The 21,162-nt window shown below is 39.4% G+C and carries 18 protein-coding genes; 13 read left to right on the top strand and 5 right to left on the bottom strand.

Going from position 1 to position 21,162, the window contains the following annotated elements:
• Nucleotides 1-4 precede the first annotated feature (4 nt).
• A complete protein-coding gene (locus K8P02_RS07490; protein WP_002560195.1) occupies nucleotides 5-532 on the top strand; it encodes an NADH-quinone oxidoreductase subunit NuoE family protein in 528 nt (175 codons plus the stop codon).
• Nucleotides 533-653: 121 nt separating this feature from the next.
• Here K8P02_RS07490 and K8P02_RS07485 read toward each other — a convergent pair whose 3' ends face one another.
• Nucleotides 654-1,106: a hypothetical protein gene (locus tag K8P02_RS07485; RefSeq protein ID WP_002560194.1), complete on the bottom strand. Its 453-nt coding sequence runs from the start codon at nucleotides 1,104-1,106 to the stop codon at nucleotides 654-656.
• A gap of 30 nt (nucleotides 1,107-1,136) precedes the next feature.
• The gene (locus K8P02_RS07480; RefSeq protein ID WP_002560193.1) at nucleotides 1,137-1,568 is read right to left on the bottom strand and encodes an N-acetyltransferase; all 432 of its coding nucleotides are present in this window, start codon (nucleotides 1,566-1,568) and stop codon (nucleotides 1,137-1,139) included.
• A 114-nt stretch (nucleotides 1,569-1,682) separates the two neighbouring features.
• On the opposite strand from K8P02_RS07480, the gene K8P02_RS07475 reads away from it, so the two are divergent.
• The gene (locus tag K8P02_RS07475) at nucleotides 1,683-2,069 is read left to right on the top strand and encodes a VOC family protein (protein WP_002560192.1); all 387 of its coding nucleotides are present in this window, start codon (nucleotides 1,683-1,685) and stop codon (nucleotides 2,067-2,069) included.
• Nucleotides 2,070-2,541: 472 nt separating this feature from the next.
• Here the strand turns inward: K8P02_RS07475 and K8P02_RS07470 are convergent, their stop codons facing one another.
• On the bottom strand, nucleotides 2,542-4,176 hold the full coding sequence (locus K8P02_RS07470) for a DUF4153 domain-containing protein (RefSeq protein WP_007485655.1): 1,635 nt from the start codon (nucleotides 4,174-4,176) through the stop codon (nucleotides 2,542-2,544).
• Nucleotides 4,177-4,276: 100 nt separating this feature from the next.
• Here K8P02_RS07470 and K8P02_RS07465 point away from each other — a divergent pair, with 100 nt between their 5' ends.
• The 5 genes from K8P02_RS07465 to K8P02_RS07445 all read left to right on the top strand — a co-directional run bounded on the left by K8P02_RS07465 (nucleotide 4,277) and on the right by K8P02_RS07445 (nucleotide 12,099).
• Nucleotides 4,277-5,371: a Nif3-like dinuclear metal center hexameric protein gene (locus K8P02_RS07465; RefSeq protein WP_007485656.1), complete on the top strand. Its 1,095-nt coding sequence runs from the start codon at nucleotides 4,277-4,279 to the stop codon at nucleotides 5,369-5,371.
• Between the two features lie 5 nt (nucleotides 5,372-5,376).
• Nucleotides 5,377-6,207 carry a zinc ribbon domain-containing protein gene (locus K8P02_RS07460; RefSeq protein WP_007485657.1) on the top strand — a complete coding sequence of 277 codons (831 nt, stop codon included), beginning with the start codon at nucleotides 5,377-5,379 and terminating at the stop codon, nucleotides 6,205-6,207.
• Between the two features lie 184 nt (nucleotides 6,208-6,391).
• On the top strand, nucleotides 6,392-7,786 hold the full coding sequence (locus tag K8P02_RS07455; protein ID WP_007485658.1) for an efflux transporter outer membrane subunit: 1,395 nt from the start codon (nucleotides 6,392-6,394) through the stop codon (nucleotides 7,784-7,786).
• Between the two features lie 22 nt (nucleotides 7,787-7,808).
• A complete protein-coding gene (locus K8P02_RS07450; RefSeq protein ID WP_007485659.1) occupies nucleotides 7,809-8,930 on the top strand; it encodes an efflux RND transporter periplasmic adaptor subunit in 1,122 nt (373 codons plus the stop codon).
• A gap of 67 nt (nucleotides 8,931-8,997) precedes the next feature.
• Nucleotides 8,998-12,099: an efflux RND transporter permease subunit gene (locus K8P02_RS07445; RefSeq protein WP_007485660.1), complete on the top strand. Its 3,102-nt coding sequence runs from the start codon at nucleotides 8,998-9,000 to the stop codon at nucleotides 12,097-12,099.
• Between the two features lie 74 nt (nucleotides 12,100-12,173).
• On the opposite strand, the gene K8P02_RS07440 is transcribed toward K8P02_RS07445, so the two are convergent.
• Nucleotides 12,174-12,629 carry a type I restriction enzyme HsdR N-terminal domain-containing protein gene (locus K8P02_RS07440; protein WP_002560185.1) on the bottom strand — a complete coding sequence of 152 codons (456 nt, stop codon included), beginning with the start codon at nucleotides 12,627-12,629 and terminating at the stop codon, nucleotides 12,174-12,176.
• A gap of 62 nt (nucleotides 12,630-12,691) precedes the next feature.
• Here K8P02_RS07440 and K8P02_RS07435 point away from each other — a divergent pair, with 62 nt between their 5' ends.
• From K8P02_RS07435 to K8P02_RS07415, 5 genes are all read left to right on the top strand, one after another.
• Nucleotides 12,692-13,468: an AMP nucleosidase gene (locus K8P02_RS07435; RefSeq protein ID WP_044166459.1), complete on the top strand. Its 777-nt coding sequence runs from the start codon at nucleotides 12,692-12,694 to the stop codon at nucleotides 13,466-13,468.
• 12 nt (nucleotides 13,469-13,480) lie between these two features.
• Nucleotides 13,481-14,500, top strand: a complete 1,020-nt coding sequence (gene holA / locus K8P02_RS07430; RefSeq protein ID WP_223382189.1) for a DNA polymerase III subunit delta — start codon at nucleotides 13,481-13,483, stop codon at nucleotides 14,498-14,500.
• Between the two features lie 1,384 nt (nucleotides 14,501-15,884).
• Nucleotides 15,885-16,349, top strand: coding sequence for a helix-turn-helix domain-containing protein (locus tag K8P02_RS07425; RefSeq protein WP_007485663.1), 465 nt, complete (start codon nucleotides 15,885-15,887; stop codon nucleotides 16,347-16,349).
• Nucleotides 16,350-16,419: 70 nt separating this feature from the next.
• The gene (locus K8P02_RS07420) at nucleotides 16,420-17,196 is read left to right on the top strand and encodes a dihydroorotate dehydrogenase electron transfer subunit (RefSeq protein WP_007485664.1); all 777 of its coding nucleotides are present in this window, start codon (nucleotides 16,420-16,422) and stop codon (nucleotides 17,194-17,196) included.
• A complete protein-coding gene (locus tag K8P02_RS07415; RefSeq protein WP_002560179.1) occupies nucleotides 17,184-18,095 on the top strand; it encodes a dihydroorotate dehydrogenase in 912 nt (303 codons plus the stop codon). The genes K8P02_RS07420 and K8P02_RS07415 overlap by 13 nt, the downstream gene beginning before the upstream one ends.
• Before the next feature lie 218 nt (nucleotides 18,096-18,313).
• Here K8P02_RS07415 and trmD read toward each other — a convergent pair whose 3' ends face one another.
• Entirely contained in the window at nucleotides 18,314-18,991 is a 678-nt protein-coding gene (trmD, locus tag K8P02_RS07410) for a tRNA (guanosine(37)-N1)-methyltransferase TrmD (RefSeq protein WP_002560178.1), read from the bottom strand.
• Between the two features lie 75 nt (nucleotides 18,992-19,066).
• On the opposite strand from trmD, the gene ligA reads away from it, so the two are divergent.
• Nucleotides 19,067-21,067, top strand: a complete 2,001-nt coding sequence (gene ligA / locus K8P02_RS07405) for an NAD-dependent DNA ligase LigA (protein ID WP_025867774.1) — start codon at nucleotides 19,067-19,069, stop codon at nucleotides 21,065-21,067.
• The last annotated feature ends 95 nt before the right edge of the window (nucleotides 21,068-21,162 follow it).

The following is a 21,162-nucleotide window of genomic DNA, read 5'->3' as shown; positions in this document are numbered from 1 at the left end:
AACTATGTCAGATATAAAATTAGCATGTACAGTAGTTGAACAAGTAAAAGCAATTTGTGATATACACGGAAATACTCCGGGAGAACTCATCAATATTCTCCATGAAGCTCAGCATCTCTATGGTTACCTGCCCGAAGAGATGCAACGTATTATAGCCCATAAACTCAATATCCCTGTATCAAAAGTATATGGAGTAGTTACTTTCTATACATTCTTTACAATGACTCCCAAAGGGAAACACCCTATCTCAGTTTGTATGGGGACTGCCTGCTATGTAAGAGGTTCGGAAAAATTATTAGAAGAATTCAAACGTATTTTAGGTATCGAAGTAGGAGAGACCACACCGGATGGAAAGTTTTCATTAGATTGCCTCCGCTGTGTGGGAGCCTGTGGCCTTGCCCCCGTAGTGATGATAGGAGAGAAAGTATATGGACGCCTTCAACCAGTAGACATAAAAAAGATTCTGGATGACTTAGATGTGCTTCCCGCACGGGGAAGTACGGCGGGCGATGGGAATATAGACAAGAGATAACAGGCTGATTATCAATGAATACAAGAGTGTACAGTTTTGCATGATAAAAATGTACACTTTTATATAACAAGAATGTACACTTTTATAATTGCTGATTCATTCTTGTTATACACACCTAATATTACCAATGCATTACTATCTTAAACTGACATTCTCCAGGATTATTTTCTGTTAGAAAGTCACTATAAGTCACATAGAAAGCAAACGAACCTACGGAATAATCATAGGAGAACGTTTCTGCCCAATTCTTATTTCCCTCAGCATAATACATTACATAAGGAAGAGGAGTCTGGACCGGCGTATTACCATCATATTGAATCAGATATACCATGACACTTCCTTTATCAAAGATATACTGATCTAAATACTTATCTTCAACGATACAACGAAAATAAGAATTATTTTCATTCACACCTCCTATACGCTCCCAGTTTTTAACAGTAATTGTATACGAATCCCAATTCTGAGTTTCATTAGAACCTCCACCTGGGCGATTATTCCAATTTGAATCAGTATCACTCTCACAAGCTCCGAGAGTGATAACCAGTAACAATAAAAATAAAATTTTCTTCATCTTCTTAAATTATAATATATTAGTAATACTTTATCTATTCCACTTCATTACAAGCTCTTGTTCGCCTGTTTCTTCTTCTACATGCTTCTCTACAAACCTAAACCCCTGTTTCTCATAAAAAGCCACTGATGGTTCATTTTTAGCATATACCCTTAGTGTTATCTCAGGATATATCTTTTTTACGTATTCTATCAATGCCTTTCCAATACCTGTACCTTGTGCTTCTGGTATTACAAATATAGCAGCCAAATAGTTGCCTACCATCGAAATAAAACCTTGCACAGACTTTGTTTTTTCATCTTCAAATACATATGTATCACTTCCCGGAAGATAAACATTCCGCATATCTTCTTGTTTTCCAATCCAATACATAGCAGGAATAAAATGATGTGCCAAGATAGAGGCTTCTAACCAAATGCGTATCACCCTGTCTGTATCTTGAGAATTATAGCTTCTTATCATATTTTGATTCAAATCAAATGGTTCGTATTCAACTTTATTTATCTTTGCAAAGATACTTGATTTACATTATTATACACTCATAAAAGAAGAGAAATAACCATTTATAAAATAACCATGTATATTCATCACATTGCACTTTGGACCACTCAATTAGAAGAGTTAAGACAGTTTTACATTACTTATTTCAATGGAACAAGTAATGAAAAGTACGTAAATCCTGCAAAAGGTTTCGAATCCTACCTTATCAGCTTTGATGGAGGAGGCGCTTTAATCGAAATGATGCGTAAAACGGATGTTACTTCTCCGGCAGACAAGATTCCGCACATTGGTTTGGCACACTTTTCTGTTTCAGCAGGTAGTAAAGAAGCAGTTCTTGAACTTACAGAACGTTTGCGCCACAATGGGTTTGTAGTAGCCAGTGAACCCCGTACCACGGGCGATGGATTCTTTGAAAGCGCTATCCTCGATCCGGATGGAAACCTGGTAGAGATTACTATTTAGCATATAGTTCACCACAAAGCCACACAGAGTTTCACCAAGTTTTAATTATTATAAATCAGATAAATAGTACTCTGTGTAACTCAGTGAAACTCTGTAGTAAAACTTTAATACAATAGGAACAGGCCGATTTCCCTTGATTAATAAGTCTTGTAAAATATCAGAAAGACTCCATACATTGCTCTACGAGAATCGGCCCGTTCCTCGTAGAGTTTCACCCCGATCTCCGTAGAGTTTCGACCCGTTTCTCGTAGAGAAAAAAGTGTTCATATATATTGCTAATAATCAAGCAATTACAAATATAAAAATTGTAGTATTTTTCTACCATGCAACACCAGCTCTTTTTCTGTTGCGTGCAGCCCATGCATCTCTGAATTAATTACAACACTAAGTACTTCCCCATGCGGGAAGCACTCAAAAACGGAGAAGAAATAAACAAAATCCCACTAACATGGTTTTCAACTACTGATTCGCATTATTTAATAAAGATAGCATCAACTGATGCACTGGTACAGTGAATAGTAGCTCCTTCTTCATAACTTATATTATCAAGCACAAGCATACAAGAGTCATTACGAGTGATAAATAACCCCAAACTTACCGAATCGGCTACCTCATTCTGCATCCAGACACGATGAGAGTTCATATATGCATTTATATCACGGCTTATAATCACCCTATCATCAGATGCACGCCGAATTGTTATTACTCCATCTTTTACTTTACTAATATATTCTTTTCTATCATAAGTACGCATAGGATAATAACGAGTATATCCTTCTATATTGATTCCTGACGGAAAAACAGGACTCATGTAATGCCAGTTACGCTTAGTTGAAATGTCGCATTCCCCATATTCCTTTTTCATATAATCAGAACCTGTTTCATCCTTTAAATAAGAATAACATGCTTCCAGTTCCCGGGCATCTTTCCACCTCAAAGAATCAGTTTCATTAAATACGACTCCTTGTTTTAACTTATGAGTAACAGAATCCAGCATATCAAGCCTGGAAATATATCTTTCTAACCTCTGTTTCTGTGAATGAATGCCTATACTTCGGGCACTAATGCCAGGGATAAAAGTCAAAATCACAATACAGATACTACTCACTACAGCCATCAACTGATAGTTTCCTATCTTCCGGGAAAACAAGAAAAAGATATAAAATGTCATCAAAATACCGGATATGAAGAGGTAAACTCTTGATGCCGTAAAGCTATAAGTCGTTATGCGCTCAATGGTTCCCACCCAGAAAAGAATAAGTGGCGGTATCGCAATCCAACTAAAATGGCTATAAAACCACCCATAAATATTTTTGGAAACAAGAAGCTGAAACATATGCCCTGCCATTGCAAAAATGGCCAACGCAAGTACCATATACCCAATCCCTCCCTTAGGCAACTCCCAATGAATGGCAATCGTTATGAAATAGATGTAAAGTATTGCCGTATAAACAATCACTGCCGGTGAAAGAATATAGTTTATAATAATTTCCATAAACCGGGGAGTCGCATGCTCTTCACTTTCTTTCTCCTGCAAATGGCAATAAAGCAACGGAATCACAACAAACAGGCAGAACATATAAATATACTCAGGGAAATCATACCTCTCCATATTAAAGATGTATACCACAGAAGAATAAAGCCCCCATACAGCAAGCGCCAAAAGATGTCCGATAAAGAAAGCAAAAATCAGACTTACAAACGTTTGCATACAATTTCGGGCAAAGGAAAGATTCTCCCACTTACATTTACATGCCAGCAGAATGAAAAATGCCAATATCAGTGTAAATGTATAAGAAATAGTAAATACAAAGTGACTCAAATCAACCCAAAGAAAGGGTAGAGGCAGTAATACCGACAAATAATACAATATTCTGCCCTTAGTAGGATACAAAAGCTGATGCAAGCTGTACACCAGTACCATAAAGGCCGGAAAAAGGGACATTACATCCCGTATATGCTTAATCAGCTCCGAAGAGGATTCCCAACTTAACTGATCTTCAATACAAAAGAATACAAAAAATAGCAAGCCCAATAATGCTTCCATCGGATACTTTTTCAAAGCTGAAATGATATCCGCACCAACCTTTGATAGATTTATTTTCATAAGTACTCCTCCAAATTTCCCCAAATGTACTAAAAAACGATAAAAGGCATACTTATTCCCTGCTTTTTTCTTATATTTGCAACCAAATTTTCTACAAAGAATGAAAATTAAAGAGATTGTAAGCGCCCTTGAACGGTTCGCGCCTCTGCCATTGCAAGACGGATTTGATAATGCCGGCCTGCAAATCGGATTGACAGATGCGGAAGCAACAGGGGCTTTGTTGTGTCTGGACGTTACCGAAGCCATTCTCGATGAAGCCATTGCAATGGGGTATAACCTTGTTATATCGCATCATCCCCTTATTTTTAAAGGCTACAAGTCTATCACAGGAAAAGACTATGTGGAACGTTGCATACTGAAAGCTATCAAGAATGATATTGTCATTTATTCAGCTCATACCAACCTGGATAACGCTCCCGGAGGAGTGAACTTTAAGATAGCCGAGAAGATAGGACTAAAGAACGTACGCATACTTGATCCGAAAGAGAATAGCCTGGTTAAGCTTGTTACATTTGTACCATTCGCACAGGCGGATGAAGTACGTAACGCCTTGTTTTCCGCAGGATGCGGATATATAGGTAATTATGACTCATGCAGTTATAATCTTGAAGGAGAAGGAACATTCCGCGCACTGGAAGGAAGCAGTCCTTTCTGTGGAAACATCGGAGAGTTTCATCATGAAAGAGAAATAAGAATTGAAACCATTCTTCCTGTATATAAGAAAGGAGAAGCGATTCGTGCTTTGCTTACTGCACATCCGTATGAAGAGCCGGCATTCGACATTTATCCACTCCAGAATTCCTGGCAACAGGCAGGAGCAGGGATAATAGGAGAGTTGGAGACTCCGGAAACTGAACTGGAATTCCTGAAACGTATCAAGAAAACGTTTGAAGTAGGCTGCCTGAAGCACAATAAACTATCCGGACGTGAAATACAAACCGTAGCACTTTGTGGCGGGGCTGGGGCTTTCTTGCTGCCATTGGCTATTCGAAACAGAGCAGATGTATTTATTACCGGTGAAATTAAATATCATGATTATTTCGGGCATGAAGCAGAAATTCTAATGGCCGAAATAGGACATTATGAAAGTGAACAGTATACAAAAGAAATTTTTTATTCCATAATCCGGGATTTATTTCCTAATGTTACACTCCAATTTAGTAAAGTGAACACAAATCCCATAAAATATTTATAAGTAAAATGGCTAAAGAAGCAAAAAAAGATCCGAATGAGTTGACCGTGGAACAGAAGCTGAAAACACTGTTCCAACTACAAACTATGCTGTCTGAGATTGACAAGATTAAAACTTTGAGAGGTGAACTTCCATTGGAAGTACAGGATCTTGAAGACGAAATTGCCGGTTTGAGTACACGTATTGATAAAATCAAAGCGGAAGTAAGCGAACTTAAAGCAGCAATCGCAGGCAAAAGAGTAGAGATTGAAGCGGCAAAGGCTTCTGTAGAGAAATATAAATCACAGCAGGACAACGTACGCAACAATCGCGAATATGACTTCTTAACGAAAGAAATCGAATTCCAGACACTCGAAATAGAGCTCTGTGAGAAGAGAATCAAAGAATTTACTGCCGAAGAACAGGAGAAATCTGAAGAAGTAGCTAAAAGTACAGCTGCTCTGGAAGAAAGACAAAAGGACCTGGATCAGAAAAAGAGCGAACTGGACGAAATCATTTCTGAAACAAAACAGGAAGAAGAAAAGTTGAGAGATAAAGCAAAAGATCTGGAGACCAAAATAGAACCACGTCTGTTGCAGTCATTCAAACGTATCCGTAAAAACTCTCGTAATGGTTTAGGCGTTGTATACGTTCAACGTGATGCTTGTGGTGGTTGTTTTAACAAAATCCCGCCTCAGAGACAACTTGATATCCGTTCACGTAAAAAAGTAATTGTTTGTGAATACTGCGGACGTATTATGATTGACCCGGAACTGGCAGGTGTTGAGATTAGCCACAAGGTAGAAGAAGCTCCGGCACCAACAGCAAAAAGAGCTATCAGAAGAAAAACTGCTGAATAAAAAAACAGCTCTCAATAGTTAATATCCTATTAAAAGGTGGATGGATTGTATAATTACAATTTATCCACCTTTTTCTTTTATCCCATCCTACATACTTCTCTGTATGTGAGGAACAATCTTCCCGGCATTCTAAACAAACTGAAACTTTAGTTGTTTTCTTTTCATTTCTTAAAAACCTGAACTTATGAATATGCGAGCGTGGAGCATATCGCTCCTTTTGTTTCTTTCGTCCGTAGCCTCGGCGCAGACTGCGAACCGTTATCTGGACACTCCCTTGCCACAAACCTGGGAAGAGGGAGGAAAAGTATTTCAACAGATATTACCTGTAGACGATCAGTGGTGGAAATCTTTCGGAGATCAGACTCTTGACTCATTGATAACCATTGCTGTAGACCGTAACTATTCGGTGTTGACTGCGATAGACCGTATGAATGCAGCAAAGGCAAACCTACGTATGGAGCGTAGCAATTTCTTTCCAAGCCTTGGAATAAATGCCGGATGGACACGTCAGCAAACCAGTGGTAACACCAGTGAGATACCACAGACAACCCAACATTATTATGATGCTTCTATCAATATGAGCTGGGAATTAGATATATTCGGAAGCATCCGACAACGGGTAAAAGCGCAGAAAGAGACTTTTGCCGCCAGTAAAGAAGAGTATACAGCAGTAATGGTTTCCTTATCAGCACAAGTAGCCTCAGCATATATCAATTTGAGGGAACTACAACAAGAGTTACGAGTGGTAGAGAAAAATTGTACTTCACAAGCTGCCGTACTGAAAATCACTGAAGTAAGATATAATACAGGGTTGGTATCCAAACTTGATGTAGCTCAGGCTAAATCAGTATACTACAGTACCAAAGCTTCCATACCACAATTAGAATCGGGTATCAATCAATATATTACCACATTGGCCGTATTGCTCGGAACCTATCCGCAGGAAGTACGTCCCGTATTGGACCGGGTAGGGGAATTGCCGGATTATATGGAACCCATCGGAGTTGGTCTACCTGCCGATTTACTAATGAGAAGACCGGATATCCGCAGTGCTGAACGTCAGGTAAACGCACAAGCCGCTTTGTTGGGTGCCTCTAAATCAGACTGGTTACCACAAGTATTCCTGAAAGGTTCCGTCGGTTTTGCATCTAAAGACCTCAAAGACTTTGGCAATCATAAAAGTTTCACCTACGAAATAGCCCCTGCTCTAAGTTGGACTATCTTCAATGGTGGCAAACTGATAAATGCCACCAAATTAGCCCGTGCACAATTGGACGAATCAATAAATCAGTTCAACCAGACTGTATTGACAGCCGTACAGGAAACAGATAATGCCATGAACGCTTACCGCAATTCTATCAAGCAAATAGTAGCCTTGCGGGAAGTACGTAACCAGGGACAAGAAACATTGACCCTCTCTCTCGACTTATACAAACAAGGACTCACTCCCTTTCAGAATGTACTGGACGCACAGCGTTCTCTGTTGACTTACGAAAATCAGTTAGTACAGGCACGAGGCAATTCACTGCTACAACTGATTGCCCTCTACCAGGCATTAGGAGGAGGCTGGAATAACTAAAATTACTAAAACCTATATAACAATGAAAAGATTACTGTATATCCTTCTCGCCCTACCATTATTAATAGGATGTCAGGGGAAGAAAAAAGCCACCGGAGATGCTATGCCTGTACCCGAAGTCAGCGTAGCCCATCCGCTTGTGAAAGATATTACGCTTACCAAAGATTACCCGGGCTATTTAACCACCGAACAGACGGTAAACCTCGTAGCACGAGTCAACGGCACTTTACAATCAGCTTCCTATACACCAGGAAGCCGGGTCAAAAAGGGACAATTACTATTCGTCATAGAACCCACTATTTATAAAGACAATGTGACGAAAGCCGAAGCCGCCCTTAAAACAGCTCAAGCACAACTGACATACGCCCGCAATAATTATTCCCGTATGCGTGAAGCACTGAAAAGCGATGCAGTAAGCCGGATACAAGTATTACAGGCAGAATCTTCCGTAGCCGAAGAAACAGCTGCTGTCAGTAATGCCGAAGCTGCACTGAATACAGCACGCACCAATCTGGGATACTGCTATATTCATGCACCATTTGATGGAACCGTCAGTCGAAGTACAGTAGATGTAGGTAGCTATATCAGTGGTGCCGTACAACCTACCACACTGGCTACTCTCTACAAGGACAATCGTATGTACACCTACTTTAACGTAGCCGATAACCAATGGCTTTCAATGCTGATGAGTGCCCCTTCTAAAGACGGTAAAGAAATACCGGAACTTCCTCGCGAGGTTATTGTAAAATTAGGGGAGGATGGCAGACAGACTTATCCTGCCACTCTTGATTATCTGTCTCCAAACGTGGATTTAAGCACTGGAACACTCACAGTCCGAGCCAATCTGGATAATCCGAAAGGCCTGCTGAAAAGCGGATTATACGTCAGCATTACACTGCCATACGGAGAACAGAAAGAAGCTGTTCTAATCAATTCAGCTTCTATCGGTACAGATCAGCTTGGCAAATATGTGTATATTGTAAATGATTCTAATATAGTACGTTATCGCCATATCAGTGTAGGGCAACTAATAGGAGACAGCCTGCGTCAGGTTACAACCGGACTCTCTCCACAGGAACGTTATGTCACCAAAGCCCTGATGAAAGTAAGGGATGGAATGAAAGTAAAGGCAGTTGGCAATTGACAGTTGATAATTGACAATTGACAGTTTATCATTAATCATTCATCATTAACCATTAATCATTAACATCATGTTTTCAAAATTCTTCATCAACCGCCCCATATTCGCCACCGTTCTGGCGCTTATCATTGTGGTGGCAGGATTGGTGACACTCAATATATTGCCCGTGGCGCAATTCCCGGACATTACACCGCCTACGGTGCAAGTTTCCGCCGTATATCCCGGAGCTAATGCCGAAACAGTAGCGCAAACTGTAGGTATCCCTATCGAACAGCAAGTGAACGGGGTAGATGGTATGCTCTATATGTCGTCTACTTCCTCTTCGTCAGGAGCCTATTCGTTAACTATCACTTTTGCTGTGGGTACGGATGTGGATATGGCTACTGTACAAGTGCAAAACAGGGTAAGTGTAGCACAATCATCACTACCGGAACCAGTTGTTGTACAAGGTGTAACCGTACAAAAGCAATCATCAAACATCGTCATGTTCCTCACCATGAGTGCCAAAGACTCGGTGTATGATGGACTTTATCTGACCAATTACGCCAAGCTGAACCTCGTAGATCAACTCACACGTGTTCCGGGCGTAGGGGCTGTCAATGTAATGGGAGCAGGGGACTACTCCATGCGTGTCTGGCTCGATCCGGAGGCTATGCGTATCCGTAGTATCTCTCCGGCAGAGATCTATCAGGCTATTCAATCGCAGAATATGGAAGTAAGTGCCGGGACGGTCGGTCAACCTATTGGAAAAGATAATGCCAATGCTTTCCAATACAGTTTGACCGTGAAAGGGCGCCTCTCATCACCGGACGAGTTCGGTAATATTGTTCTTCGCAGTGATACAGGAGGTAAGATGCTCCGCCTGAAAGATGTGGCACGTATCGATCTGGGATCCGCTTCCTATAATGTTGTTTCTCAGTTACGCGGAAAACCGACAGCTGCCATTGCTATTTATCAACAACCCGGCTCTAACTCCCTCGACGTATCCAAGGGAGTGAAAGCCAAAATGCAGGAACTGGCTCAGACCTTTCCTTCAGGAGTAGAGTATAACGTGACATTGGATACAACAGACGTAATCAATGAATCTATCGACGAAGTACTTGTTACCTTCCTCGAAACCACTCTATTGGTAGTACTTGTTATTTTTCTCTTCCTTCAGAACTGGAGAGCGGTTATCATTCCATGTATTACCATCCCGGTATCTCTTATTGGTACACTGGCAGTGATGGCTGCACTTGGATTCTCTATCAATACACTAACGCTGTTTGGATTAATATTAGCCGTTGCCATTGTGGTAGATGATGCCATAGTGGTGGTAGAAAATTCATCGCGACTTCTTGAAACAGGACAATACTCCCCACGTGAAGCCGTCACAAAAGCAATGGGAGAGATTACCGGTCCCATTGTCGGTGTAGTACTTGTATTGCTGGCTGTATTTATACCGACAACACTTATCAGTGGTATCTCCGGACAACTATACAAGCAGTTTGCTCTTACCATTGCTGCATCTACTGTATTAAGTGGTTTCAACTCCCTGACACTGACTCCGGCACTTTGTGCTCTGTTTTTGGAGAAGAGTAAGCCATCTACTTTCTTTATCTATAAAGGATTCAACAAGGCATATGACAAAACCCAGGGAGCGTATGACCGCATTGTTAAATGGTTGCTCGAACGTCCCGGAACAGCATTGATCTCTTATGGTATTTTCACCGCCATCGCCATACTGTTATTTGTGAAATGGCCGTCTACATTCGTTCCTGATGAAGATGACGGATATTTTATTGCTGTAGTACAGTTACCTCCTGCCGCCAGCCTGGAACGTACACAAGCTGTTGGTAAACAGATAAATGCCATACTTAATACATATCCCGAAGTGAAAGATTATATTGGTATCTCCGGTTTTTCCATAATGGGAGGAGAGGAAAGTAATGGCGGTACATATTTCGTCGTTCTAAAACCGTGGAGCGAACGGAAAGGTAAAGAACATACCGCTGCTGCCGTAGTAGAACGTTTCAATGAAATGGCATACAGTATACAGGAAGGACAGATATTTGCCATGGTTCCACCTGCTATTCCTGGTCTTGGAGCTACCGGGGGATTGCAGCTACAGTTGGAAGACACCCGTAACCTGGGTCCAACAGAAATGCAACAGGCCATTGCAACCTTAATGGCAAACTACCATAGCAAACCGGCCCTGGCTTCCGTCAGTAGCCAATACCAAGCCAATGTTCCACAATATTTTCTGAATATCGACCGCGATAAAGTACAATTTATGGGTGTTCAGCTTAATCAGGTATTCGCTACATTGGGTTATTATATGGGTGCTGCTTACGTGAACGATTATGTACAATTCGGACATATTTATCAAGTGAAAATAGAGGCTAATGATCAAGCTCAGAAGGTGATTGACAATGTGTTACAGCTAAGTGTACCGAATGGGAAAGGGGAGATGGTACCTTTTTCTTCCTTCACTAAAGTAGAAGAGCAATTGGGACAAGACCAGATAAATCGTTACAATATGTATCAAACAGCAGCCATAACTTGTAATGTAGCTCCCGGCTTTTCTTCCGGCGAAGGCATTCAACAGATGGAAGAACTTGTCAGCGAACAATTAGGAGGGGAATATGGCTATGAATGGACTTCTGTAGCCTATCAGGAAACACAGGCAGGAAATACTACTACAATTGTTTTTCTCATGGCGTTATTAGTAGCCTTCCTTGTACTTGCCGCACAATATGAAAGCTGGACAAGCCCCGTAGCAGCTATTATGGGATTACCCGTAGCACTCCTTGGAGCGATGATTGGCTGCTTTGTCATGGGCACACCGGTAAGTATCTATACCCAGATTGGTATTATCCTGCTTATTGCACTCTCAGCCAAAAATGGTATTCTAATTGTAGAATTCGCCCGCGACTTCCGGGCAGAAGGAAACTCCATCAGAGATGCTGCCTATGAAGCGGGCCACGTTCGTCTAAGGCCAATTCTCATGACGTCATTTGCATTTGTATTAGGGGTTATGCCATTGTTGTTTGCTTCCGGTGCAGGAGCTGAAAGTCGCATCGCCTTGGGAGCTGCAGTAGTATTTGGTATGGCAATGAATACTTTACTTGCTACCGTCTATATACCAAACTTCTATGAACTGATGCAAAAATTGCAGGAACGATTTAAATAATATGCTAATGTAATAATGTGCCAATGTGCCAATTGCTGCGCTATATTAACACCACGCAGCTAATTGGCACATTATTACATTGGCATATTATTATAATCCGGAATATCCTTAAGAAACACATAACATTGCTTCTCATAATCCATCTTGCAACAATAATGCTGCATTCCATTACTCACTATCAGATAATCGACTTTTAACACCATGTTATAACGTGTAATCTGGTCAAACACAGCTTGCGTAATTTCTATGTGCGGTGCTTTATATTCTACAATCATCCGCGCTGTAAGATCCCTCCGATATAGTACAGTATCACACCTTTTCTTCGTTCCATTCAGGTTAAGAAGCACCTCGTTAGCCATCAATGCCATCGGATATCCTTTATGTGCAATAAGAAAGTGAACGAAGTGCTGCCGTACCCATTCTTCGGGTGTAAGGGCAACATATCGTTTACGAATTACGTCAAAAATAACATTTTTTCCATTTCGTGACGCAATTTTAGTATCAAATACTGGCAAGTTTAACGATAACATTTCGTATTTTTGTAAGTTAAATAATGGCTCTCTGTAAAGAGAGCACAAATTTAATGAATCTTATGAAAACAAAGGAAGAAATCGTAGCTAATTGGCTACCCCGTTACACAAAACGTAACCTGGAAGATTTTGGAGAGTATATTCTGTTGACCAACTTCAACAAGTACGTAGAAATATTTGCAGAGAAGTTCAATGTCCCCATTCTGGGGCGTGATGCCAACATGATATCTGCAAGTGCAGAGGGCATCACTATCATTAACTTCGGTATGGGAAGTCCCAATGCCGCCATCATCATGGATCTTTTAAGTGCTATTCAGCCTAAAGCCTGCCTTTTTTTAGGTAAATGTGGAGGGATCGATAAGAAAAATAAAATAGGTGATCTTATTCTCCCTATCGCCGCCATCCGTGGTGAAGGAACCTCCAATGACTATTTTCCACCCGAAGTACCTGCACTGCCGGCATTTATGCTGCAACGCGCCGTATCTTCCTCTATCCGCGACTATGCCCGTGATTACTGGACCGGTACTGTCTATACCACCAACCGCCGTATTTGGGAACATGATGAAGAATTCAAGAAATACCTGACTAAAACCCGTGCTATGGCAGTAGATATGGAAACTGCCACTCTTTTCAGTTGTGGTTTTGCCAATCATATCCCAACAGGAGCTTTACTATTGGTTTCTGACCAACCCATGATCCCGGAAGGTGTAAAAACCGATAAAAGTGACAACATTGTCACCCAAAACTATGTCGAGGAACATGTGAAGATAGGTATTGCTTCACTACGCATGATTATTGATGAGAAAAAGACCGTAAAACACTTGAAATTCGACTGGTAAGGCTTTTGATATATGGCAAAACAAGAACTTAGTTGCGATGACATCCTCAAAGAATTGAGGGCTAAGCAATACCGCCCGATCTATTACTTGATGGGAGAAGAATCATATTATATCGATCTCATAGCCGATTATATAACAGACAATGTATTGAGTGAAACCGAGAAAGAATTCAATCTGACTGTAGTATATGGTGCTGATGTAGACATAGCAACGGTTATTAATGCTGCTAAACGATATCCTATGATGTCCGAATATCAGGTAGTAATTGTAAAGGAAGCACAAGCAATACGTAATATGGAAGAGCTTTCTTTTTATCTTCAGAAACCATTGAACTCTACCATCCTTGTAATATGCCACAAACATGGTACATTGGACAAACGAAAGAAACTGGTGGCAGAAGTAGAAAAGGTCGGTATTCTATTTGAATCCAAAAAGATCAAAGACTCTCAACTTCCTGTATTTATAAACTCATACATGAAACGTAAAGGCATCGACATGGAGCCTAAAGCGTCGGCTATGCTTGCAGATTTTGTGGGTACGGATCTAAGCCGCCTTACAGGAGAACTGGAGAAGTTAATCATTACCTTACCCGCAGGCCAGAAGAGAGTGACACCTGAACAAATAGAGAAGAATATAGGTATCAGCAAAGATTATAATAACTTTGAACTACGTAGTGCATTAGTAGAGAAGGATATTCTTAAAGCAAATAAAATAATAAAATACTTTGAGGAAAATCCGAAAACTAATCCGATACAAATGACCCTTTCATTGCTATTCAATTTTTATTCAAATCTAATGTTATCCTACTATTCTCCCGAAAAAACAGAACAGGGGATTGCCTCTTGGTTAGGTCTGAAATCGCCTTGGGCCGCCCGCGATTATCTAACTGCCATGCGTCGTTACAACGGTGTAAAGACCATGCAAATCATTGGAGAAATACGATATGCAGATGCAAAATCCAAAGGAATAAACAATGCATCTATGAGCGATGGCGATATTCTTCGTGAATTGGTGTTTAAAATTCTTCATTGAAAATATAACAGAAGAAAGACTCTATTTAGATAGATTCAACCGCTTCTTGAAATTTAAAAATATAAAAAACCTTTCATGTCTTATTTTTGAGAAATCAAAAGGATGGAAAATAGATATACAGTATAATGAGAGATAATGTTTCTATACATTACCTCTCATTATTTTAAGTCCGGGAACCTGTATTTATCATCATTTTCACCGTATTTTTCCACTCTTTCTTTGCTTATACTTCTACCATTTATTAGCCTACAAAACGCTTTATATTAATAGCAAGTTCTTTGTTTATTCAACTAATTATCTTTACTTCTTTAACTCTACTCCCTACTTTTTTAATCCTATTTCATGATGTAGACTGCGAACCCCATACATGTTAATGATCCGATTAACAGGAAAAGCATGTGCCTAAATCATAAACCAGACCAAAGAAACCTATATAACAGGCTAATATCTATATATTTGATGATTTAATATACTCTGAGCAAATACAGAAAAAAGACTTTATATTACCTCCATTTTCCCATATTTCCGGTATTTTATCTATTTTGAAGAATCTAAATTTTGCGTATTGACTTTTTGATCATAAATATCCCTGTTTCTATTATTTTATGCTCTATTTTCTATTTAAGAATATATTAGAAGAAGAGAAATAAGGCATAAAACATTATTATACAGTATATTATATCAATAATAGTCCTTGTAGAATTAAAAAAAACAATTTAATCAGGGATTTATACGGAAATATTGCAAAGATTTGCCATTAGAAGGTAGTATAAAAATTACGTAAGAAAATATTATAATGAAAAAGGGAAGTTAGAAAGAGAATATATCACATTTTTCATACTATTTGTTTACTTCTGTAAAATGTTTGATTTACATTCTTAATAATAACGCTTGTAATACAATACCATATGTAAATAACAAACGCAAATCATCATTGTAATATTGTAATATTACACAAATAAATAAGAAATAACATTTGTAATAGGAGAGTAGTTAACATTTCATTCAATTCATTATAAAATACAGTATTCCAACTAAATAATATATTTTTCTTAATTACTACTCTAAATGATAGTCAGAATAGGGTTGAACATTCGTAAATAGAAAATAAATAGTATACAATACACAATCATATACCACTAATAATCAATGCTGTATATAATATAAATAAAGTATCACTTTAATATTCAATATACTTGTAATATACACATTTACAAACATAAATCACAAAAGTAAATGCAATATTCATTTTCGTAATAACTCATTAATTTCATTTGTAATTTGCTTATGTTATTTTATTTATTTACTTTTGTAAACCGCGAAAACAGCGTACACATTTGTAAATAAAGTCAATAAATACACAGTTGTAAATATAAAAAACGTCATGGATATCAAGGATAGAATTAAAATGATTATGGATCATGAGCAAATGACTGCTGCGGCATTTGCCGAAAGTATCGGTGTAGCCCAGGCTACCATTTCTCATACACTGGGCGATCGAAATAAATATCCGAGTACTGACTTCATCATGCGTCTGCATGAAAAGTACAATCACATTAGTTTAGATTGGCTGCTTACTGGAAAAGGTAATATGATGGAAGGAGAAGAAAATATAATCAAAGAAGAGCAAAACTACCCTCTATTTGCTTCTGAGAATCCAAAAAATCCGGCCAATGGAACGAGTGCTCCAGAAAATCGCAAGGAAATCGCATTAGAAAGCACTCAATACACCCCTAAAGAAGTTGTAAGACAGGAGATTATATACAAAGAAAGACCTCCACGTAAAATCACTGAAATAAGAATTTTCTTTGATGACAATACTTATGAGACATTCCGACCGGAAAAATAAGAGGTAAAAACGGTGTTTTGCACAAATTCCTGTATCTTTGTACTCTGAAATACGAATTTAGTTTCAATACATGAAAAAATTTATTTTAGACCTGACAGTAACTGAGAACCTCAAACTACACATAAACTATGTGCTGTTAAAGTTAACATCTCAGTCACCACTTCCCGAAATGCTACCGGGACAATTTGCTGAAATACGGGTAGATGGTTCGCCAAGTACTTTTCTTCGCCGCCCCATTTCTATTAATTATGTAGACAGATCACGAAACGAAGTATGGTTTCTGATACAGCTTGTAGGTGACGGAACACGTCGTCTGGCAGAAGCTACGAAGGGAGATATCATTAATATTGTACTTCCGTTGGGTAACGGCTTTACAATGCCGCAAATACCTTCTGATAAGCTCTTATTAGTAGGCGGAGGTGTAGGAACAGCCCCAATGCTTTATCTGGGTGAACAATTGGCTAAAAACGGTAGTAAACCTACTTTCCTTTTAGGTGCTCGTACGGACAAAGATCTTTTGCAGTTAGATGATTTTGCATCTTATGGCAAAGTATACACAACTACTGAAGATGGAAGCTATGGCGAAAAAGGATATGTCACTCAACACTCTATATTAAATAAGGTAAAGTTTGAGCAAATTTATACTTGCGGTCCAAAGCCTATGATGATGGCAGTAGCAAAATATGCCAAAAGTAATAATATCAATTGTGAAGTCTCATTAGAAAACATGATGGCATGTGGCGTAGGCGCTTGCCTTTGTTGTGTAGAAAATACTGATGAAGGCCACTTATGTGTTTGTAAAGAAGGTCCTGTATTTAATATAAATAAACTACTATGGCAGATTTAAGTGTAAACATTGGTGAATTACAAATGAAAAACCCGGTAATGACTGCTTCCGGTACATTCGGATACGGTGAAGAGTTTGCCGATTTTATAGATATTACGCGAATAGGTGGTATTATTGTAAAAGGGACCACTCTTCACAAACGTGAAGGGAATCCATATCCGCGTATGGCAGAGACACCATCAGGTATGTTAAACGCTGTGGGACTGCAAAATAAAGGTGTACATTACTTTGTTGAACACATCTATCCACGTATTAAAGACATCCAAACCAATATGATTGTGAATGTTTCGGGTTCAGCAATTGAAGATTATGTAAAAACAGCAGAAATCATTAATGAACTTGACAAAATTCCTGCCATAGAATTGAATATTTCATGCCCTAATGTAAAGCAAGGAGGTATGGCTTTTGGCGTCACCGCCAAAGGAGCAGCAGAAGTTGTGAAAGCCGTGCGTTCAGCTTACAAAAAGACACTTATCGTTAAGCTTTCCCCAAACGTTACCGACATAACAGAAATTGCCCGTGCAGCAGAAGAAAGCGGTGCAGACAGTGTATCATTAATTAATACATTGCTTGGTATGGCTGTTGATGCGGAACGTAGACGACCGATATTATCCACAGTAACAGGAGGTATGTCCGGTGCAGCTGTAAAACCGATAGCATTACGTATGGTATGGCAAGTAGCTAAATCGGTAAATATTCCTGTCATCGGATTAGGTGGCATTATGGATTGGAAAGATGCAGTCGAATTCATGCTTGCAGGTGCATCAGCCATACAAATAGGTACGGCAAACTTTATAGATCCCACTGTTACAGTGAAAGTATCCGATGGTATAAATAATTACTTAGATAGACACGGATACAAGTCTGTTACTGACATTATTGGTGCGCTTGAGATATAATTCAAATCATACAATAACCCTTCGCATCATTTAATATAGAAAAAAGTCATAATGATATTCAGAAGAAAAGGAATCTACATAACTAAGTAAGAGAGAAAATATGTAATATCTCTATACATTCTAAAACAACTGAATACCGACAAGAAAATCATAAAACAAAAAAGCGAAGGCACCGTATAACAGATACGATGCCTTCGCTTTTTTAAACAAGTTAATTACTACTCATCCAATAGATCAGGACGCAAACGTCGGGTGCGTTCCACAGACTGTTGCAACTCCCACTCCTTGATTTTCGCTTCATGTCCGGACAAAAGAATATCAGGTACCTTCCAACCATTATATTCCGCAGGACGAGTATATACCGGAGCGGCCAATAAATTATCCTGGAATGAATCAGAAAGTGCAGACTGCTCGTCAGAAATTACGCCGGGAATAATTCGCACAATAGCATCCGCCATCACCGCAGCTGCCAACTCTCCACCAGTCAACACGTAATCTCCGATACTAATTTCTTTCGTTATGAAATGCTCACGAATTCGATAATCAATCCCTTTGAAATGCCCACAAAGAATAATAAGATTTCCGGCAAGCGAAAGAGTATTTGCCATCTTTTGATCAAATTGTTCCCCATCAGGAGTAGTAAATATCACTTCATCATAATCCCGTTCCGCCTTCAAAGCATTTATGCAACGTTCAATCGGCTCAATCTTCATCACCATCCCGGCAAAACCACCAAAAGGATAATCATCCACACGTCGGTACTTATCCTCGGTGTAATCACGAAGGTTATGAATATGAATTTCAGCAAGCCCCTTATTCTGAGCACGTTTCATTATTGAACAATTGAAGAAACCTTCAATCATCTCGGGAAGAACGGTTATTATATCAATACGCATAGTCTTTTAATTTTTTGCAAAATTACAAATATTCAAAGATAAACCCGTATTTTTGTCTCAAACAATCCAAGAAATATGACTGCAAAGGAAAAAATAGAAGAGCTGCGTGCCGAACTTCACCGGCACAATTATAACTATTACGTATTGAATACCCCTGAAATCTCAGACAAGGAATTCGACGACAAGATGCGTGAGTTACAAGACCTGGAACAGGCACACCCTGAATACAAGGATGATAACTCTCCGACAATGCGTGTAGGAAGTGACCTCAATAAGAATTTTACGCAAGTAGCACATAAATACCCAATGTTATCTTTGGGAAACACATACTCGGAAACTGAAGTAGCAGACTTCTACGAACGAGTAAAAAAAGCCCTGAATGATGATTTCGAAATATGTTGTGAAATGAAATATGATGGAACTTCAATTTCATTAACATACGAAGACGGTAAGCTGATACGAGCTGTAACTCGCGGTGATGGAGAAAAAGGAGATGATGTGACAGATAATGTAAAAACAATCCGTAGCATTCCGCTTGTACTCCATGGCGACAATTATCCCCAGTCTTTTGAAATACGTGGAGAAATTCTTATGCCATGGGATGTATTCGAAGAGTTGAACCGTGAAAGAGAAGCACGTGAAGAACCTCTATTCGCTAATCCGAGAAATGCAGCATCAGGAACACTGAAATCGCAAAACTCCTCAGTCGTAGCTTCCCGCAAACTTGACGCCTATTTATACTATCTGCTTGGAGAAAATCTACCTTGCGACGGACATTATGAAAACCTGCAAGAAGCTGCCAAATGGGGTTTCAAAATTTCGAATGCCATGCAAAAGTGTCACACCTTAGAGGAAATTTTTGATTATATCAAATATTGGGATACAGAACGGAAAAATCTGACAGTTGCCACAGACGGCATCGTGCTGAAAGTAAACAGTCTGAAACAACAAAAAAACTTAGGCTTTACGGCCAAATCTCCTCGTTGGGCTATTGCATACAAATTTCAGGCAGAACGTGCACTTACCCGGTTAAACATGGTAACATATCAGGTAGGAAGAACGGGGACCGTCACTCCGGTAGCCAATTTGGATCCCGTGCAGCTGTCCGGCACCATTGTAAAACGCGCTTCTTTGCATAATGCAGATATCATTGAAGGACTTGATCTCCACATTGGCGATATGGTATACGTGGAGAAGGGTGGAGAAATTATTCCTAAAATTACAGGGGTAGATACTTCTGCACGTTCATTCATGATAGGTGAAAAAGTGAATTTTATCACAAATTGTCCCGAATGCGGAAGCAAATTAGTACGTTACGAAGGCGAAGCAGCTCATTATTGTCCCAACGAAACGGCTTGTCCACCACAAATCAAAGGTAAGATTGAACACTTTATCAGTCGGCGGGCTATGAACATCGACGGACTTGGTCCTGAGACAGTAGACATGTTTTATCGCCTGGGACTAATCCAGAATACAGCTGATTTGTACAAACTGACCACAAAAGATATCAAAGGATTGGACCGGATGGGTGAAAAGTCTGCCGAAAATATTATCAATGGAATTGCCCAAAGCAAAGAAATTCCTTTTGAACGTGTCATCTTCGCATTAGGTATTCGCTTTGTAGGTGAAACTGTAGCAAAGAAAATAGCCAAAGCCTTCAAAAATATAGAAGAATTGGAAGATGCGGATCTCGAAACCCTGGTAAGTATTGATGAAATCGGTGAAAAAATTGCGCAAAGCATTTTAAACTACTTCGCAAACGAATCAAACCGCGAACTTGTGAATCGTCTGAAGGAAGCTGGTCTTCAGCTCTATCGTACAGAAGAAGATCTTAGCGGACACACCGATAAACTGGCCGGTCAGTCTATCGTTATTAGTGGCGTTTTCACCCACTATTCGCGAGATGAATACAAAGATCTTATAGAAAAACATGGCGGTAAGAATGTAGGAAGTATTTCAGCTAAAACCAGCTTTATTTTGGCAGGTGAAAATATGGGACCTGCCAAACTTGAAAAAGCAAGTAAACTGGGTATCAGGATAATGAACGAAGAGGAATTTTTAGAGCTCATATCGTAACATTTTTCTGTCAGAATCTTATTTTATATATTATTTTTGCCGGTAAAATAGAAAATATTAGTACTTTTGTGTCCAAATTATTTAGAGATTATTAT

Origin of the sequence: Bacteroides nordii (genome assembly GCF_019930665.1) — a bacterium.
GTDB lineage: Bacteria > Bacteroidota > Bacteroidia > Bacteroidales > Bacteroidaceae > Bacteroides > Bacteroides nordii.
The sequence above is the reverse complement of the archived record's forward strand: the minus strand, read 5'-3'. Positions and strand labels throughout refer to the sequence as shown.

Bases quoted from the DNA above. Each gene is read 5' to 3' on its own strand.
- K8P02_RS07450 (WP_007485659.1), top strand. From the start codon at position 7,809: ATGAAAAGATTACTGTATATCCTTCTCGCCCTACCATTATTAATAGGA.
- K8P02_RS07465 (WP_007485656.1), top strand. From the start codon at position 4,277: ATGAAAATTAAAGAGATTGTAAGCGCCCTTGAACGGTTCGCGCCTCTG.
- ligA (WP_025867774.1), top strand. From the start codon at position 19,067: ATGACTGCAAAGGAAAAAATAGAAGAGCTGCGTGCCGAACTTCACCGG.
- K8P02_RS07455 (WP_007485658.1), top strand. From the start codon at position 6,392: ATGAATATGCGAGCGTGGAGCATATCGCTCCTTTTGTTTCTTTCGTCC.
- K8P02_RS07425 (WP_007485663.1), top strand. From the start codon at position 15,885: ATGGATATCAAGGATAGAATTAAAATGATTATGGATCATGAGCAAATG.
- K8P02_RS07475 (WP_002560192.1), top strand. From the start codon at position 1,683: ATGTATATTCATCACATTGCACTTTGGACCACTCAATTAGAAGAGTTA.
- K8P02_RS07440 (WP_002560185.1), bottom strand. From the start codon at position 12,629: ATGTTATCGTTAAACTTGCCAGTATTTGATACTAAAATTGCGTCACGA.
- trmD (WP_002560178.1), bottom strand. From the start codon at position 18,991: ATGCGTATTGATATAATAACCGTTCTTCCCGAGATGATTGAAGGTTTC.
- K8P02_RS07460 (WP_007485657.1), top strand. From the start codon at position 5,377: ATGGCTAAAGAAGCAAAAAAAGATCCGAATGAGTTGACCGTGGAACAG.
- K8P02_RS07445 (WP_007485660.1), top strand. From the start codon at position 8,998: ATGTTTTCAAAATTCTTCATCAACCGCCCCATATTCGCCACCGTTCTG.
- K8P02_RS07420 (WP_007485664.1), top strand. From the start codon at position 16,420: ATGAAAAAATTTATTTTAGACCTGACAGTAACTGAGAACCTCAAACTA.
- K8P02_RS07470 (WP_007485655.1), bottom strand. From the start codon at position 4,176: ATGAAAATAAATCTATCAAAGGTTGGTGCGGATATCATTTCAGCTTTG.
- holA (WP_223382189.1), top strand. From the start codon at position 13,481: ATGGCAAAACAAGAACTTAGTTGCGATGACATCCTCAAAGAATTGAGG.
- K8P02_RS07415 (WP_002560179.1), top strand. From the start codon at position 17,184: ATGGCAGATTTAAGTGTAAACATTGGTGAATTACAAATGAAAAACCCG.
- K8P02_RS07435 (WP_044166459.1), top strand. From the start codon at position 12,692: ATGAAAACAAAGGAAGAAATCGTAGCTAATTGGCTACCCCGTTACACA.
- K8P02_RS07490 (WP_002560195.1), top strand. From the start codon at position 5: ATGTCAGATATAAAATTAGCATGTACAGTAGTTGAACAAGTAAAAGCA.
- K8P02_RS07485 (WP_002560194.1), bottom strand. From the start codon at position 1,106: ATGAAGAAAATTTTATTTTTATTGTTACTGGTTATCACTCTCGGAGCT.
- K8P02_RS07480 (WP_002560193.1), bottom strand. From the start codon at position 1,568: ATGATAAGAAGCTATAATTCTCAAGATACAGACAGGGTGATACGCATT.